The sequence below is a fragment of the Nocardia sputi genome, from assembly GCF_023501985.1.
Map to the genome: position 1 here is coordinate 214,246 of NZ_JAMFLC010000008.1, position 17,584 is coordinate 231,829.

Below are 17,584 nucleotides of genomic sequence, written 5' to 3' on the forward strand. Positions count from 1 at the left end.
CGGTCGCTCATCCCACACGCACCCTGGGGTCGAGGAACGCGTACACGATGTCCGACAGCAGACCCGACACCAGCACGACCAGTCCGGCGAACGCGGTGACCGTCACCACCACGTAGAGGTCCTGGGCGTTGATCGAGTCGACCAGCCATTCACCGACGCCGTGCCAGCCGAAGATCTTCTCGGTGAACGTCGCTCCGGTGATCAGGCCGCCGAGGCTGTAGGCGAACAGCGTGGCCATCGGGATCAGCGCCGTGCGCAGGCCGTGCTTGTACAGCGCCTTGCTGCGAGTGAGGCCTTTCGCGCGGGCGGTGCGGATGAAATCGCTCTGCAACACATCCAGCATGGCATTGCGCTGGTACCGGCTGTAACCGGCCATGGCGCCGAGAGCCAGCGCGGTGGTGGGCAGGATCAGATGCTGGACGCGGTCGAGCAACTGCGGCCAGAACCCGTCGATCCTGCTCGCCGACGTCTCGCCGGTATAGAGGAAGATCTGCGATCCGGTGAGCGAATTGATCTCCAGCGCACCATATTTCAGCAGCGTCGCGAGCAGGAACACCGGCGTGCTCAAAACGAGCAGCGACACCACCGTCGTGAAGTAGTCGCTGAATTTGTATTGCCGGATCGCGCCCGCCGCGCCGATCAGAACGCCGAGCACCGTGCCGACCAGTGAGCCGACGATCAGCAACCGCAGGCTCACCGCCACCCGCCGTGGCAGCTCCTCGCTCACCGGCTGACCGGCGAGCGTGGTGCCGAAGTCGCCGTGCGGGATCCCTTTGATCCAGGTGAGGTAGCGCTCCGGAATCGGGTCGTCGAGATGCAACTCTTCGGCCTTGGCGTCGATCACTGCCTGTGGCGGGCGCGGATTGCGTTGTTCGAGACTGTCCAGCGGCCGGAACGTCAGAGACGCCAGACTGAACGTCAGGAACGAAGCCAGCAGCAACAGCACGACATAGTTGAGCGCGCGTCGTAGCAGGAAGCCGGTCATCAGTCCTCTGGTCTTTCGGCTGGACGTGCCAGCGTCGGTATTAGTCCCCGATCATAAGGACGTGCTTGCGGGCGCGCGTGCCACATGACATCCGGGCATGTCCGAGTATCGTCCGGCCACGGGGGCCGGGCACGGGCCCGGAGTCGTCCGGCAGGATGGAATGGGTGACGCCCCCGCACCTGCCCAAGCCGAAGATGGTCGCCACCGATGTGGACGGCACGCTCATCGATCACGACGAGCGGGTGACCGCGCGGACCAAGGCGGCGGTAGGCGCCCTGATCGCCGACGGTGTGCCGTTCGTGCTGGCCACCGGGCGGCCGCCGCGCTGGATCGATCCGGTGGTGCAGGGCCTGGGCTACGCGCCGCTGTGCGTGTGCGGCAACGGCGCGGTGATCTACGACAGCGCCACCGACCGGGTGCTGGCCAGCATGACGTTGGACGTGCCGACGCTCGCCTGGCTCGCCGACCTCGCCGAGCGGGCGTTGCCGGGCTGCGGTCTCGCGGCCGAACGCGTCGGTGAGAGCGCGCACGACGCGGTGACGCCGCAATTCGTCAGCTCGCCCCAATACGAGCACGCCTGGCTGAATCCCGACGACACCTCGGTCGCCCGCGAGGAGGTCATCGACGCGCCCGCCATCAAGATGCTGATCCGACTACCGGGCGCGCGCAGCTCGGACATGCGCTCGGTGCTCGCGCCGCTGATCGGCGAGCGAGCCGACATCACCTACTCGACCGAGCACGGGCTCATCGAACTGTCCGCGCCCGGCATCACCAAAGCCGCCGGTCTGACCGTGGTCGCCCAGCGGCTCGGCGTGGACGCGGCCACCATCGTCGCGTTCGGCGACATGCCCAACGACGTCCCCATGCTCACCATGGCGGGCCACGGCGTCGCCATGCGCAACGCCCACCCCGAAGCCCTGGCGGCCGCCGACGAGATCGCCGAATCGAACTCCGACGACGGCGTCGCGCGCGTCCTCGAACGCTGGTGGGTATGAGTTGTGTTCGATTCGCCGCGCTTTCGCGCTGCCTGTCCGCGGCCCTGACGCGGAACGCGTATCGAAACGACTCGGAGCCCGGCGTATAGCCGAGCTCCGAACCGTGTGTCATCTGCGAAGTTGTTCTGGTTCAACCCTCGGGTGAGGGTGAAGCGGCTGGGGCCACCGCGGCCGGGTCGGTGACTGCGGGTGCCGAGCCGTGAGGGGTGTGAACGGCAGCCGGGTCTTGTGTGTTCGCGGGCGCCGGACCGATCGGGGTGGGACTTCCCGCCGGAGCGGGTGGCCGGGGGAGCGGGGTACGCGCCTCTGGAACCTGGTTGACAGCTGGTGCGGGGGCACTACCGGGAATAGAGACCGACGGGGCCGAGGCATCGCCCGGAACTGGGGTGCCGCCCGGAGCGGGCGCATTGCCCGAAGCCGGGGCACTGCCGGGAGCTGGGGCACTGCCGGGAGCTGGGGCACTGCCGGGAGCTGGGGCACTGCCGGGAGCTGGGGCACTGCCGGGAGCTGGGGCACTGCCGGGAGCTGGGGCACTGCCGGGAGCCGGGGCACTGCCGGGAGCCGGGGCACTGCCAGGGACCGGGCCACTCCCGGGAACTGGGGTGCTGCCGGGAGCGGGGGTGCTGCCAGGGGCCGGGGCACCGTCCAGAACCGGCGCGCTCAGGTGAGCCGGTTCGCGGTCAGGAGCTGGGGCGCTCACCTGAGCCGGGGCGCTGCCCGGAAGCGGGGCGCTCATCTGAGCCCCGACCGGTTCGCGGCCCATCTGTTCCTGGTATGTGTCGTTGTAGGTCTTCCACACTGTGGTGACGATGCCGGTGAGCTGGTTGAGGATCAGGGAGCCGCGCTCGAAGTCCGCGCGCAGGCCGTCCGGGACCGGGTAGGCGTTGCGCAGCGGTAGCCCGAGGACGCCCGTTTCGGCGCCGAGTTGCAGGAAGCGGTCCAGGATCGTGCCGAGAACCTCGACGACCCGACCGTCCGCCGCGGTGTAGACGTATCCGTTGGAGAACTTCGCGTACTGCCGGCCCTGTGCGGTGGGCAGCACGTCGGACCGGGCGGTGCCGAGTGGTCCGTTCGGTCCGCCGGAGTGCGACCAGTGCCTGGCGATGATGTTGTCGTGCACCATGTTCAGCAGCTTCGTGGTCAGCGCCGCGAGATCCGCCACGTCGGATTCATCGATCGCGGGAAGTTGGCTGTTGTGTCCGCCCGAGGCGCCCGGAGTGCCTGCGGCGATGTCGCGGATCCGATCCATCAGCGCGTACGCGGCGTCGCCGGGGCAGGTGGTGTTGCCGACGTCGCGGTGTGCGAAGACGATCGGCAACCGCACCGCCTCGCCCCGGGCATACGGAGTGAACGAGGTGCCCTCCGAGTACATCGTGGTGGAGCCTTTGGGGTCCAGACCGGCGACCTTGGTGCGCCAGCCCACGAAAGCCCCGATCGCCTCGATCGCCGCGTCCGTCGGTTGTTCGGACTCGTAGTTGCCCATCAGCGCGACGCCCGAGGTGTTCTCGTTGAAGCCGCCCGCGTGTGCACCCTGCACGGGCCGGTCGAGACCGCCGGAGCGTCCTTCGAAGACCTGACCGTACTTGTCGACCAGCGCGTTGTACCCGATGTCGCACCAGCCCAACGTCTTCGCGTGATAGGTGTAGATCGCGCGGACGATCCCCGCCGACTCGGACTTGCTGTAGTCGTTGCGGCCCGCGGTGTGGTGCACCGTGACGCCGCCGAGGTTGTCGTCATAGGTCGGCTGGTCACAGCGGATGGACTCGTCGGCGCCCCACTGGGCGCGGGTGATGACGCTCGGCCCGCCTGGCAACGGCGCGGCGACGTCGTGCAGCGAGCCGTCGACGGCGCCGCGGCCCGGATCGATGAGCACGGCGGTCAGGTCTGCGACCTGCTGGGCCGGATCGTCCGGCCGCGGGACGGGTTGTCCGGCCGGAGTGTCCGGCTGGGCCGGATCGTCCGCGATCGGGCCAGGCTGCGCCACCGGCCGGATCGTCGGAGCCGCTGATTGCTCGCGGGTGACCAGCACCTGTACGGCGTTCGTGTTGCCGACGTAGATCGGTTCGGTCCCGTCGGTCGCGCCCGGGCCGGAACGGTCGGTGCGATGGGTGTCGACCGGTTCGGTCTCGTACCACGGCCCCCACGTGCCGTCGGGCTGCCGAGCGCGGATCGTGGCCTTGGTGTCCGCCAGCTTTTCGGCGGTGAGCGCGACCATGCTGAACGGCGTGTCGCTGGAGAGTTCTTTGACCTGGGCCCCCACCTGGCTCATCAATTCAGGGGTCACAGCCCCAGGAGACAGCGCGGGAGTGTCGGGCGTGGTTCCGGGCTGGAGCCGGCCGGGATCCGCGATGAATCGGACACTACCTGTGGTGGGTTGGGAAATTGTCTGAGCAGGAGAATTCGAGTTTTCGGCCCGCTGGCTCGAAGCGATCTCCGGGACGGAGGTTTGGTCGGAATTCGAGCTGGGTAGTCGTATTCGCTCGGATAGCCGTCCATCCGGTGGTAGCGGTGGTCGGTCCGGCATCGCGATGGACTCCGGAGTCGGCAGCATGCGCAGGTCGGAAAGGCGCAGCTCAGGCATGGTCAGCCCGGTGAGTTCGCGCAGCGGTAAGACGATATCGGGAGCCTGCGTGAGCGCTACCTCGGCCAGTTCGGCCGATACGGCGGCCAGTTCGCTGTTGGTGGCGGTGCGGTAGTCGGTGGAATCGCTGGGCGCGAGCGTGGCGAGCGGGGCCGCGACCGCGAGGGTGGTGACCACCGGGAGTACGTAGGGACGTTTCGGTTTGCGGTACCGCACGAGCGTCTCCAATCAGGTCGAACCAGTGATCATGAGTGATTCCGGGGTTACTTCCTGATGTATCAATGGTCACAATAGCCACAATTGTCACATTGCTAAACCTCTTGTTGAGGATTATGTGATTGCCTGAATGTAGCTCGTTGATTGCGCGTGGTCGGAGAACGTGTCCGAAAGGTTACGGATCAACCCCGTCCTGGAATGTCCTGGCAAGTGAACGAATGCATCGTAGAGCGAGCGTGCAGGGGACAAGAGTGCTGGTAATAAGGAGTTTCTTCGAACGTCGATCCCGGATGCGGAGTCGGCGAACCATCCGCCGCGCAGCGCTGAACTCCATGTTGCTCAGCGGCATCGGGCTTATCGCTGGCACAGTGCTGTCCAGCTGGCCGGAAGGGGCTCCCTACCGACCTTTGGTCGGGCCGGGGCACGGGCGCGGCATGAGTCAGGTCGGTGCGTTCGAGAGCGCGCGGCAGGGCTGGGGAGCCGAACGCATCCTCGCGCGCTACTACCCCGGTGCGGCGCTCGCCACCGTCGCGCCCGCAGCCGTCCGGGTGCGGCTCATGGCGCAGGACGACTCGTCCCTGGACGCCTTCGCCGCCGCCGGTGCGCGGGTGGCGGGCCGAGAAGTCACACCCGGCCAGGCCGCGCACCTGACGCCTCTGCCGGGCGGTGGCGCGAATGTGGTCGTCACGCACGGCTGCGACGGCGAGGTGCTGTGGCAGGCAGCGACCGACGACCCCTGGATTCACCCGATCGATCCCAGCACGAATCGCCCTGCGGCGGAACATCTCACGCTGTGTGGTGGTTCGGCGTATCGCGGTGCGCTCGGCGTCGCCCTCGAGGACGGCGCGGCCCGCACGATCAACCAGGTGGACGTCGAGGACTATCTGCTCGGTGTGGTCCCGGCCGAGGTGCAGGCCAACTGGGCGGACAAAGGCGCGGCCGAGGCGCTGCGCGCCCAGGCGATCGCGGCGCGTTCGTATGCCCTTGCCGAACAACGTTATCCGTACGCGCGGACCTGCGACACAACTGCCTGCCAGCGGTATCCGGGTACCGCGAAGGAGGATTCGCGAACGTCGGCAGCGGTCGCGGCCACGGCAGGCGCCGTATTGCTGCGCGAAGGCCGGATCCTGCGGGCGGAGTACTCCGCCGCGCCGGACGGTGCGGAACCCGCCGGCATCGACACTCTCGACGTCGGCCCCGCGCCCGGTGAGCTGGTGACCACCGCCCCCACCGAGGATCCGCGCGAGCAGGCGTCGGTTACCGAGTCGGCGATCGACGCCGAATACCGCCGCATCGGCGGCGCGAGCAGCGGAATCGGTGCGCCGCTCGGTCCCGAGATGATCCTGCCGCAACGGGCGGGCACCTACCGGCACTACACCAACGGCGTCATCGTCGTGACGCCCGCGCTGGGCGCGCAGGTCGTCGACTACTCGCGGATGTTGCAAGTGGTGCCGGAAGCACCAGGAGCACAGGGGATCCCGCCCAGTCACGCACCTGCTGCGGGTGACTCGCCTCGACTTGGCGGTGCGGTGGGACTTGGTGGTGCGGCGGGATTTGGTGGTGCGGCCCAGCCTGGTGGGGCGACGCAGCCCGGTAGTGCGGCCCAGCCTGGTGGGGCGACGCAGCCCGGTGGTGCGGCCCAGCCTGGTGGTGCGGCCCAGCCTGGTGGTGCGGCCCAGCCTGGTGGTGCGGCGCAACCCGGTGGTGTGACGCAACCCGGTGGTGTGACGCAGCCTGGGGGTGTGGCGCAACCCGGTGGTGCGGCCCAGCCTGGTGGTGCGGCCCAGCCCGGAGGGGCGGCCCAGCCCGGGGGGTGACTCACCCCGGCGACGCGGCCCAGCCCCGGAGGGCGACTCAACCGACGGTGTCGCCGCACCAGGCGGTACAACGACGTCCGCTGGGCGTCCGCCAATGCTGGGGCGGTGCCCGCTGATGGCAGCGGCCGTAAGCGGGCACGGCCTCTGGCAGGCCGATGATTCGCCAACCGAGGTTCCAGCCGATCTGGTGTCTAGGGCACGGATTCTTTTGATGCGGCTGGTGGTGGCGCGGAACTCACATAGCGGGCTTTCGGCAGCCGCGTCCACGTTCGCGCTGCGCTGGCGGTCGAGAAATCGCGGCGAATCAGGGGTTGACCTTGACGTAACGTCAACTTGCATGCTCGTTATACCGACGAGAGCAAGGAGGGAGGACAGGTCATGGTCACCGGGGAATGGTCCATTCAGGATCTGGCGAAGGCGGCCGGTACCACCAGTCGCACGCTGCGTCACTACGGGCAGCTCGGGCTGTTGCCGCCCAGCCGGATCGGCGCCAACGGGTACCGCTACTACGACCAGGGCTCCCTCGTGCGGTTACAACGCATCCTGCTGCTGCGCGAACTCGGCCTCGGCCTTCCGGTCATCGCCGAAGTCCTCGCCGGAGAGCAGGACACCGCCGCCGCGCTGCGCACGCACCTGCAACTGCTTCGGCAGGAACAGGATCGGATCCGGCGGCAGATCGAGTCGGTGCAAACCACGCTGCACAAGACGGAAAGAGGTGAACAACTCGTGGCAGCAGAAGTTTTCGACGGCTTCGACCACACGAAGTACAAGGACGAGGTGATCGAACGCTGGGGCAAGGAGGCCTACGAGAGCGGCGACCGCTGGTGGCGCTCGATGTCCGACGCGGACCGGAAGGCCTTCCAGCAGACCCATCTCGACATCGCCGCCGACTACGGCCGGGCGCACGCCGACGGGCTCGCGCTCGACAGCGACGAGGTGCAGGCCATCGTCCAGCGCCACTACGACTGGATCGGCGTCGGCTGGCAGGGGCGGCCGGTGGTGAAGGAAGCGTTCATCAACCTGGGCGAGATGTACGTCGCCGACCCGCGCTTCGCGGTCAACTACGACGTGCACGGCGCGGGCACCGCCGAGTACGTGCGGGACGCGATGAAGATCTACGCCGAGCAGCGGCTGTAGATCCCGCCTTACCGACGGCCGGTACGCGCACCCGCGTACCGGCCGTCATTCATTCCGGGGTCGAAGTGCGGTCGCCCCGTCCGAGCGCGTGCATCAGTTGGTCTTCGGTGATCGGGGGGACCGGGAGTGGATGGGCGGCCTCCGCGCGTAGGCCGTCGAGTACCAAGCCGAGGTGGCGCCGCCAGGCTTCGGGGGCGATGTGACCCGTCGCCTCGACGATTCTGGTGTGTGACCAGGTGATGAAGGCGATGTCCTCGAGTACCCAGTCGGCGCGCAGGACGCCGGCTTCCTGGGCGCGGGCGATGATCCGGCGCATCAGGCCGTGGCCGTATTCCTGTGCCCGAGCGATGGCGCGGCTGGGGGCGGTGCGAACCGCCAGTTCGCTGAGTAGCCGGTCGGCGGCTTGCAAAGCGCAGACCCGCTCCACCAAGTAGACGAACGACTCCCAGGGATCGTCGATGGCCAGCGCGTCCTCGGCGATGCGGCTGCCCGCTTCGATCCGGTCCTCGACCGCGGCCGCGATGAGGTCGTCGCGGGTGGGGAAGCGGTTGTACAGGGTGCCGATGGCGACTCCCGCGCGCGCGGCGATCTCCTTCAGCGGTGCGTCGAGACCGCGTTCGGTGAAGACCGCGCGGGCGGCGGTCACGAGCGCGTCCCGATTGCGCTGGGCGTCGCTGCGTAACGGCTTGTCCACGGCCCGATCCTACAAATCCGGCTGACAAAGCCGGGTCACTCCATATGTTGAGCATGGGTTCAAGTTGCGATAGTCTCGACTGTGAACTTGAACTATGTCTCAACTTAAGCGGGAGGGAAAATGGCCGAGACGATCGCGATCTTCGGGTACGGCCCCGGGCTCGGTGTCGGCACGGGACGGCGATTCGGACGCGAGGGATTCCGGGTGGCGGTCATCGGGCGTGACCCCGAGAAGGCGCGGCGGCACGCCGAGGAGCTGACGGCCGAAGGCGTCGAAGCCGCCGCCTTCCCCGCGGACGTCACCGACGCCGCGCAGGTCACCGGGGTGATCGAGAACATCGAGGCGACCTTCGGGCCGATCGACGTGGCGATGCACGGCGCGGCGGGCAACATGAGCGACCGGCTGCCATCGACGCTGGAGGTGGACGTCCCCTCCCTCGCGGTGCCGATGGCGCTGAAGCTGCACTCACCGATCCTGGTGACAAGGGCCCTCGCGCCGGGCATGGTGGAGCGCGGCGACGGCGCGCTGCTGTTCACCTCGGGCTCTTCGGAGTATTTCCCGGCGCCCTATCTGGCGAACTTCGGCATCGCCCTGGCGGCGCAACGCGGTTACCTGCGCCAGCTGGAGATCGAACTACGCGGCACCGGCGTCTACGTCGGATTGCTGAACATCGGCGCGCTGATCGAAGGCAGCAAGGCCGCGCAGATCGTCGACGAACATCCCGAACTGATCCCCGAGGGTCTCGAGCTCGTACGGATCAGCGCGGACGAACTCGGTGACCACTACTGGCGGCTGTACACCGAGCGGGACGAGGTCGAACTCGACGTCGGCTTCCCGGCCTGAGCCCTGCCCACGCGTGGGAAAGCCGCCTTGATCGCGCCACGGCTCGAGGCGGCTCGCGGAGCGCTGCGAACACCGCGGAACCGGGCGCGACGAGCCGGCCAGGGGAGTAAACAGCCGGTCAGTTGCCAGCCGAATCCTTTCAGCGAACAACCGGCGAAATCCAGAGGTCGAGGGCGTGAAACCGGGTGCGGCGAGCGGTGCCGCTCGGCGCACTTCCGACTCCACCCGGACGCGCCGGGGACTTCCGATACTCTGGGCTCCCGTGACCGTCGCATCGTCCCCCGGTAACTCCGTCCATTCCGCCTCACAGTTCGATCTGATCGTCGTCGGCTCCGGATTCTTCGGGCTGACCGTTGCCGAACGCGCCGCCACCGTGCTGGGTAAACGGGTTCTGGTGATCGAACGGCGCCACCACCTCGGCGGTAACGCCTACTCGGAGCCGGATCCGGAGACCGGGATCGAGATCCACAAGTACGGCGCGCACCTGTTCCACACGTCCAACAAGCGAGTGTGGGACTACGTCACCGAGTTCACCGAGTTCACCGGCTACCAGCACCGCGTCTTCGCGATGCACAAAGGTCAGGCCTACCAGTTCCCGATGGGCCTGGGTCTGGTCTCCCAGTTCTTCGGCCGCTACTTCTCGCCGGAGGAAGCGCGCAAGCTGATCGCGGAGCAGGCCTCGGAGATCGAGACCAAGGACGCGCAGAACCTCGAGGAGAAGGCGATCTCGCTGATCGGCCGCCCGCTCTACGAGGCGTTCGTGCGCGACTACACCGCCAAGCAGTGGCAGACCGACCCCAAGGAACTGCCCGCGGGCAACATCACCCGGCTGCCGGTCCGCTACACCTTCGACAACCGCTACTTCAACGACACCTACGAGGGCCTGCCGCGCGAGGGCTACACGAAGTGGCTGGAGAACATGGCCGCCTCCGATCTGATCGAGGTGCGGCTGAACACCGACTGGTTCGAGGTGCGCGAGCAGCTGCGCGCCGAGAACCCGGACGCGCCGGTCGTCTACACCGGGCCGCTGGACCGCTACTTCGACTACAGCGAGGGTGAGCTGGGCTGGCGCACCATTGATTTCGAGACCGAGGTGCTGCCGGTCGGCGACTTCCAGGGCACCTCGGTGATGAACTACAACGACGCGGACGTGCCCTACACCCGCATCATCGAGCCCCGCCACTTCCACCCCGAGCGCGACTACCCCGCCGACAAGACCGTGATCATGCGGGAGTACTCGCGGTTCGCGCAGACCGGTGACGAGCCGTACTACCCGATCAACACACCGGAGGACCGGGCGAAACTACTGGCCTACCGTGAGCTGGCCAAGAAGGAGACCGCGGCGGCGAAGGTCGTCTTCGGCGGCCGCCTCGGCACCTACCAGTACCTGGACATGCACATGGCCATCGGCAGCGCGCTGAGCATGTTCGACAACGTGCTCCAGCCGCACCTCGCCGACGGCGCGCCGCTCGTGGACCAGGAGGCTTAGGAGCACGATGACCGCCCAATCCATTCTGGAAGACATGACCACCGAGACCCGTGCGAAGTCGCTGTTGCAGCGCATCATCCTGCCCCGGCCGGGTGAGCCGCTGGACGTGCGCACGCTCTACGTCGAGGAGTCGCAGACCAACGCCCGGCGCGCGCACGCGACCACGCGCACGTCGCTGTCGATCGGCGCGGAGTCCGAGGTCTCGTTCTGCACCTACTTCAACGCGCTGCCCGCGAGCTACTGGCGGCGCTGGAGCATCCTCTCGTCGGTGGTGCTGCGGCTGGAACTGGCCGGTCACGGCCGGGTGGACATGTACCGCTCCAAGGCCGACGGCTCGCGAATCCACGTGCAGGGCAAGGAATTCGCGGTCGCGACGGGCGCCGACTCGGTGGTGGTGGAATTCGAGACCGACCTGGCCCCGTTCGAGGACGGCGGCTGGATCTGGTTCGACATCACCACCGACACGGCGGTCACGCTGCTGTCCGGTGGCTGGTACGCGCCGGTCGAGGCGCCCGGCGAGGGCAGCATCGCGGTCGGCATGCCCACTTTCAACCGGCCCACCGACGCGGTGAAAACTCTCGCCGCCCTCGGCTCGGATCCGCTGGTGCTGGAGAAGATCGAAGCCGTCATCATCCCCGACCAGGGCACGAAGAAGGTCGTCGACGAGCCCGGATTCGCGGAATCGGCGGCGGCGCTCGGTGATCGCCTGTCCATCCACGACCAGCCCAATCTCGGCGGCTCCGGCGGCTACAGCCGGGTCATGTACGAGGCGCTGAAGACCAGCGACGCCGAGTACATCGTCTACATGGACGACGACATCGAGATCGAGCCCGACTCGATCCTGCGCGCGCTGGCCTTCGCCCGCTTCGCCAAGTCGCCGGTGCTGGTCGGCGGCCAGATGCTCAATCTGCAGGAGCGCTCGCACCTGCACGTGATGGGCGAGGTCGTCGACCGCGGCATCTTCATGTGGACCGCCGCGCCGAACGTCGAGTACGACCACGATTTCTCGAAGTACCCGCTCAAGGACCGGGACAACTCGAAGTTGCTGCACCGGCGCATCGACGTCGACTTCAACGGCTGGTGGACCTGCGTGATCCCGCGCCGCGTCGCCGAGGAACTCGGCCAGCCCCTTCCGCTGTTCCTGAAGTGGGACGACGCGGAGTACGGACTGCGCGCCCGCGCCGCCGGATACCCGACCGTCACCCTGCCCGGCGCGGCCGTGTGGCACATGGCCTGGAGCGACAAGGACGACGCCATCGATTGGCAGGCGTACTTCCACCTGCGCAATCGCCTGGTCGTCGCCTCGCTGCACCTGCCGGGCAACGGGCGCGCCATGGTCGTCAACACGATCAAGGCCACGCTGAAGCACTTGCTGTGCCTGGAGTACTCGACGGTCGCGATCCAGAACCTGGCCATCCGCGACTTCCTCGCCGGACCCGAACGGCTGTTCCAGCTGCTGCCCAGCGCGCTGGGCGCGGTGCACGAACTGCGCAAGCAGTACCCGGACGCGGTGATCCTGCCCTCCTCCACCGAACTGCCGCTGGCCAGCCACATCGGCGTCGGAGCTGTCGGCGAGCCCGCCAACCCGATCGCCAAGGTGGTCCGGCTGGCCAAGGGCGTGGTGCACAACTTCCGGCCCGCGCACACCGATCATCACCAGACCCCGCAGCTGAACGTGCCGACGCTGGACGCGCGCTGGTTCCTGCTCTCGCAGGTGGACGGCGTCACCGTCACCACGGCCGACGGCCGCGGCGTCGTCTACCGCAAGCGTGACCCCCGCCAGGCGCTCGGCCTGTTCAAGGAGGCCATGCGCCTGCGCAAGGAGCTGGCCGCCCGCTTCCCGGAGATGCAGCAGCGCTACCGCGCCGCCCACTCGCAGCTGACCAGCACCGCGGCGTGGGAGAAGGTCTTCGGCATCGACACGAAGGGTGAGCAGCAGTGAGTCTCGGAGCGAGCGCGGCCGACGACGCGGCGGTGAGCCTGCCGCCGCAGCGCGCGAACGGCCACGGCGGCCCGGTATCCGCGCCTCCTCTGGACGAGCGTGCCACGACCGCGCCCCCGGAAGTCGCGATCATCAACGCCGTGCAGGCCGCCCTCGGCGGCAAGCCCGCCGTGGTGTCCGCCGCGCGCGGCATGTCGCACTTCGGTGAGCACGCGCTCGGCTGGATCGGCATCGCCGCCGCCGGCTGGCTGGTGGACAAGCCGCGGCGCAGACAGTGGGCCGGGGTAGCGGTCGGGGCGGTCGGCGCGCACGCGGCCTCGATCGTGATCAAGCGCGTCGTTCGCCGTCCGCGCCCGAACGACCCATCGGTGCAGGTCAACGTGGGGACGCCGAGCAAGTTGAGTTTTCCGTCCTCGCACGCGACCTCGACCACCGCGGCGGCCGTGTTGCTCGGCAGATTGACCGGGCTACCCTTGCCAGCGGTGCTCGTCCCCCCGATGCTGCTTTCCCGGGTGGTCCTCGGGGTGCACTACCCCTCCGACGTGCTCGCCGGTTCCGCGCTCGGCGCCGCGTCCGCCGCCGCCCTGCTCGCCGCCGAAAAGAGACTCGACAGTGACCGCACAAGAAAGAGCCTTGGTTGACATGAGTGAAGAGCCGACCGGCGCCGACCTCGCCGAGGCGGTAGTCAAGGGTCCGCCCAAGACGCTGGCCGGCGGTCTGTTCAAGGCAGTCCGTCCGCGGCAGTGGGTCAAGAACGTCCTGGTGCTCGCCGCCCCACTGGCCGCGGGCACGGCCACCGACGTCAACGTGCTCGCGCCCGTCGGCATCGCCTTCGTGGTGTTCTGCATGGCGGCCTCGGGCATCTACCTGGTGAACGACTCGCTCGACGTGGAAGCCGACCGGGCGCACCCGACCAAGCGGTTCCGGCCGATCGCCGCGGGCGTCGTCCCGGTGAACCTGGCCTACCTGCTGTCGGCGGCGCTGCTGGCCGGATCGATCGCGGGATCCTTCCTCGCGTCCTGGCAGCTGGCCGTCGTGATGGCGGTCTACATCGGTATCCAGCTGGCCTACTGCTTCGGACTCAAACACCAGGCCGTGCTGGACATCTGCATCGTGTCCTCGGGCTTCCTGCTGCGCGCCGTTGCCGGTGGCGCGGCGGCGGATATCGAGCTGTCGCAATGGTTCCTGCTGATCATGGCGTTCGGCTCGCTGTTCATGGCGGCGGGCAAGCGCTACGCGGAACTGCAGATCGCGCTGGGCACCGGCGCCAAGATCCGCAAGTCGCTGGAGTACTACACGCCCACCTACCTGCGCTTCATCTGGACCCTGGCCGCGACGGCGGTGGTGGTGTTCTACGGGCTCTGGGCGTTCCAGCAGGACGGCATCAAAGACACCAATTGGTTCGCGATCTCGATGATCCCGTTTACCATCGCAATCCTGCGTTACGCGGTCGACGTCGATGGGGGCGAGGCCGGAGAACCAGAGGAGATCGCGCTGGGGGACCGAATCCTCCAGTTCCTCGCAATCGCCTGGATCGGAGCGGTAGGTGTCGCTGTCTATCTCACCTGACGAGATGCTGGTGGCGGAGCAAACGGAATACGCGGCGAGGCGGTCGGCCGATGAGCCGACGGGCTCCGTGTCGCGGTTCGTACGTCTATCCCGAGCCACGTTCGTCGGTGGGATCGTCCTCACCGTTGTCCTTTTCGCGATCGGAGGCTGGCAGCGGCGGTGGATCGCCGACGACGGTCTCATCGTGCTGCGCACCGTGCGCAACCTGCTGGCGGGCAACGGTCCCGTCTTCAACGCGGGCGAGCGCGTCGAAGCCAACACGAGCACCGCGTGGACCTATCTGGTCTGGTTCTTCAGCTGGCTGACCCAGGCGCGGCTCGAGTACGTGGTGCTGGGCGTCGCGCTCACGGTGTCGCTGGCCGCGGTCGTGTTCGCCATGCTCGGCTCGGCGCGGCTGTGGGGCGGCACTCGCGCCGGGCTGTTGCTGCCCGCCGGTGTGCTGGTCTACATCGCACTGCCTCCGGCCCGCGACTACGTCACCTCCGGCCTGGAGAGCGGTCTGGTGATCTGCTGGATCGGCCTGCTGTGGTGGCAGCTGATGCGCTGGAGCCAGGCGAAGACGGTGCGCCTGCCCGGCCTGCTCGGAGTGGTCTTCCTCGCCGGGCTCGCTCCGCTGATCCGTCCGGAGATGACGCTGGTCGGCGCGCTGGCGCTGTTGATGATCTTCCTGGCCCCCATGCCGGAGAGCAAGCTGCGGCCGATCGTGCTGCGCGCGGCGATCGTCGCGGTGGCCGGGCTGGTCCCACTGGGCTACCAGATCTGGCGGATGGGCTACTACGGCCTGCCCTACCCGAACACCGCCGTCGCGAAAGACGCGGGCGGCGCCAAGTGGGGGCAGGGGTTGACCTACCTCTGGGACCTGGTCGGCCCGTACTTCCTGTGGGCGCCGCTGCTGGTGCTGTTGCTCGCCGGTGTGCTCGCCGCACGCGGGCGCGCGGGCGGGACCGCGGACTCCGATGGCGAACAGACGCGCGGATGGTCCGTCGGCCGAGTTCGGGAGCGGCTGCGCTCGCCGGGTGCCGTGGTCGCTCTGGTCCTCGTGAGCGGTTTTCTCCTGACCTTGTACGCGCTGCGGGTCGGCGGCGACTTCATGCACGGCCGAATGCTGCTGCCGCAGCTGTTCCTGCTGGTGCTTCCGGTCGCGGTACTTCCGATCCGGGTGCCCGTCGGCGGTGTGCGCGCGGACTGGTCCTTCGCGGCGCTGGCGGTCGCGTTCGTCGGCGTCGCGGGCTGGGCGCTGTTCGCTGCCGACACCACCGCGATCAAGACCGGCACCAAGATCACCTCGACCGGCATCGTCGACGAGCGCGTGTACTACGTGCTCAACACCGGGCACGATCACCCGATCCTGGCCGAGGACTACCTGGACTATCCGCGCATCCGCGCGATGGTCAACGACATCACCGCCAGCCCGAACGGCGGCCTGCTGCTGAATTCGCCCTCGTTCATGTTCTGGTATGTGGCTCCGCCGCCCCAGCCCATTCCGGCAGGTGGCGCCGGGCACACGGTCTACTTCCTGAACCTCGGGATGACCAGCATGAACGTCCCGCTGGACGTGCACGTGATCGACCCGATGGGCCTGGCCTACCCGCTGGCGGCGCACACCGACCGGCTCGTCGACGGCCGGATCGGGCACGACAAGAGCCTGTACCCGGACTGGGTGGTGGTGGACACCGGCATGGTGGACAAGAAACCGTGGATGCCCTGGTATCTCGACGAGAAGTGGGTGACCCAGGCGCGCACCGCGATGTCCTGCCCCGATACCCAGGCGCTGCTGATCTCCTCCCGCGACCCGCTCACCTTCGAGCGCTTCCGGCACAACGTACGCAACGCGCTGCGGTTCGCGAAGTACCGCATCGACCGGGTACCGAAGTACGAGATCCAGCGGTGCGGACTGGCCGATCCGTTCCCGCAGCCGATCGCGCGACGCTGAACCGAGGAAGTACGCCGGGCCCGGAGCACGCCGCCCCATGGCCCGTCGTGCGGGTTCGACAAAAGTGGCGTACGCCGCTTTATCTCTTTTTGATAACGCCGCCGTGCCGGTACCGATATACGCTACGACCGTATGCCCGGCCTGGCGTCCATGGGTCGCGGGCATCGGCGGGTTACCGTGTGGACGGCTTGCCGCTGTCGCTTGTGAAAAACGAAAGGTCGAAACTGATGCGAGGCGTTATCGGGCGTCGTCTTAATACTCGAAAAGCAGGGTCCTGGCTCAAGCGGTCCGTGCTGGTGTCGCTGGCTGTTCTGCTGCCGCTCGGGGTGTCGGTGGCAGGCCCCGCCGCCCCGGCGTCCGCGGCGTTCAATCCGGATGGCTTCGACTTCTGGGTCGATTCCGAGATGGGGCCGATCAAGTCGCGCGTCTTCCGCGCCGCCGACGGCAACACCGGGCGCGTGGTGTACGCGCTGGACGGTATGCGGGCGCGCACGGATCTCAACGGCTGGGAGATCGACACCGAAGTCGTGCGCGAACTCACCAAGTGGAACATCAACGTGGTCATGCCGGTCGGCGGCCCGTCCAGCTTCTACGCCGACTGGAACGGTCCCAGCGACTTCTTCGGCCTGGGCAGCTCGGGCTCCTCCTCCACCGGCTCGGCGAACTCCGGCTCCGGCCTGCTGACCGGTTCCGCGGGCGGACCGGGCAAGGCCAGCACCTACAAGTGGGAGACCTTCCTCACCAACAACCTGCGCTGGGCGTTGCGCGACCGGCTCGGGTTCAACCCGAACGGCAACGGCGTGTTCGGCCTGTCCATGGGCGGCAGCGCCGCGCTCACCTTGGCGGCCTACCACCCCGACCAGTTCCGTTACGCCGGTTCGTACTCCGGTTACCTGAACATCTCGGCGCCGGGCATGCGCGAGGCGCTGCGTGTCGCGATGCTGGACGCAGGCGGTTTCAACATCGACGCGATGGCGCCGCCGTGGGGCCCGCAGTGGCTGCGGATGGACCCGTTCGTGTTCGCGCCGCGACTGAAGGCCAACAACACACGCCTGTGGGTCTCCGCCGGTAGCGGTCTGCCGACCGCGGCCGACGGCCTGAGCTTCAACACGCTCAACGCGATGGGTCTGGAAGCGCTGGCGCTGGCCAACACCCGGGCCTTCCAGGTCCGCATGCTGACTCTGGGCGCGAACAACGTCACCTACGACTTCCCGGCCGTGGGTGTGCACAACTGGAACTACTGGGCCGAAGAGGTCTACCGGATGATTCCGGATCTGTCCGCGAACATCGGGTAATAAGCCCGTAGTCGAGACCCGAAGACCGCTTTGCGCCACTGGCGCAAAGCGGTCTTTCGGCTTTCGGACGGTGATCCGTGGCTACGTC

General features: G+C 68.0%; 13 protein-coding genes. 10 read left to right on the forward strand and 3 right to left on the reverse strand.

The genetic code is table 11. The annotated features are described in order from the left end of the window. Positions 1 to 7: 7 nt before the first annotated feature. Positions 8 to 985, reverse strand: coding sequence for an ABC transporter permease (locus M8859_RS13595; RefSeq protein WP_159922451.1), 978 nt, complete (start codon positions 983 to 985; stop codon positions 8 to 10). A 155-nt stretch (positions 986 to 1,140) separates the two neighbouring features. On the opposite strand from M8859_RS13595, the gene M8859_RS13600 reads away from it, so the two are divergent. Further along, entirely contained in the window at positions 1,141 to 1,980 is an 840-nt protein-coding gene (locus M8859_RS13600) for an HAD family hydrolase (protein ID WP_159922453.1), read from the forward strand. Positions 1,981 to 2,110: 130 nt separating this feature from the next. On the opposite strand, the gene M8859_RS13605 is transcribed toward M8859_RS13600, so the two are convergent. Then, the gene (locus M8859_RS13605; protein WP_249644303.1) at positions 2,111 to 4,777 is read right to left on the reverse strand and encodes an N-acetylmuramoyl-L-alanine amidase; all 2,667 of its coding nucleotides are present in this window, start codon (positions 4,775 to 4,777) and stop codon (positions 2,111 to 2,113) included. A 434-nt stretch (positions 4,778 to 5,211) separates the two neighbouring features. On the opposite strand from M8859_RS13605, the gene M8859_RS13610 reads away from it, so the two are divergent. After that, the gene (locus M8859_RS13610; protein ID WP_249644304.1) at positions 5,212 to 6,594 is read left to right on the forward strand and encodes a SpoIID/LytB domain-containing protein; all 1,383 of its coding nucleotides are present in this window, start codon (positions 5,212 to 5,214) and stop codon (positions 6,592 to 6,594) included. A 378-nt stretch (positions 6,595 to 6,972) separates the two neighbouring features. Continuing rightward, positions 6,973 to 7,731, forward strand: coding sequence for a MerR family transcriptional regulator (locus M8859_RS13615; protein ID WP_159922457.1), 759 nt, complete (start codon positions 6,973 to 6,975; stop codon positions 7,729 to 7,731). Positions 7,732 to 7,780: 49 nt separating this feature from the next. Here M8859_RS13615 and M8859_RS13620 read toward each other — a convergent pair whose 3' ends face one another. Beyond that, positions 7,781 to 8,425 (reverse strand): TetR/AcrR family transcriptional regulator, encoded by a 645-nt coding sequence (locus M8859_RS13620; RefSeq protein ID WP_159922459.1) that lies wholly within the window; start codon positions 8,423 to 8,425, stop codon positions 7,781 to 7,783. 120 nt (positions 8,426 to 8,545) lie between these two features. Here M8859_RS13620 and M8859_RS13625 point away from each other — a divergent pair, with 120 nt between their 5' ends. The 7 genes from M8859_RS13625 (at position 8,546) to M8859_RS13655 (ending at position 17,496) form a co-directional block, all read left to right on the forward strand. After that, complete coding sequence (locus M8859_RS13625) at positions 8,546 to 9,268, forward strand: SDR family NAD(P)-dependent oxidoreductase (protein ID WP_159922461.1); 723 nt, start codon at positions 8,546 to 8,548, stop codon at positions 9,266 to 9,268. A 262-nt stretch (positions 9,269 to 9,530) separates the two neighbouring features. Further along, positions 9,531 to 10,757 (forward strand): UDP-galactopyranose mutase, encoded by a 1,227-nt coding sequence (gene glf / locus M8859_RS13630; RefSeq protein ID WP_195069815.1) that lies wholly within the window; start codon positions 9,531 to 9,533, stop codon positions 10,755 to 10,757. A gap of 7 nt (positions 10,758 to 10,764) precedes the next feature. Then, entirely contained in the window at positions 10,765 to 12,699 is a 1,935-nt protein-coding gene (locus M8859_RS13635; protein WP_195069814.1) for a glycosyltransferase, read from the forward strand. 89 nt (positions 12,700 to 12,788) lie between these two features. After that, complete coding sequence (locus tag M8859_RS13640) at positions 12,789 to 13,340, forward strand: phosphatase PAP2 family protein (protein WP_159922550.1); 552 nt, start codon at positions 12,789 to 12,791, stop codon at positions 13,338 to 13,340. Position 13,341: 1 nt separating this feature from the next. Beyond that, the gene (locus M8859_RS13645) at positions 13,342 to 14,268 is read left to right on the forward strand and encodes a decaprenyl-phosphate phosphoribosyltransferase (RefSeq protein WP_159922467.1); all 927 of its coding nucleotides are present in this window, start codon (positions 13,342 to 13,344) and stop codon (positions 14,266 to 14,268) included. A gap of 4 nt (positions 14,269 to 14,272) precedes the next feature. Then, positions 14,273 to 16,201 (forward strand): arabinofuranosyltransferase AftB family protein, encoded by a 1,929-nt coding sequence (locus tag M8859_RS13650; protein ID WP_249644328.1) that lies wholly within the window; start codon positions 14,273 to 14,275, stop codon positions 16,199 to 16,201. Positions 16,202 to 16,428: 227 nt separating this feature from the next. After that, the gene (locus M8859_RS13655) at positions 16,429 to 17,496 is read left to right on the forward strand and encodes an alpha/beta hydrolase (RefSeq protein WP_159922554.1); all 1,068 of its coding nucleotides are present in this window, start codon (positions 16,429 to 16,431) and stop codon (positions 17,494 to 17,496) included. The last annotated feature ends 88 nt before the right edge of the window (positions 17,497 to 17,584 follow it).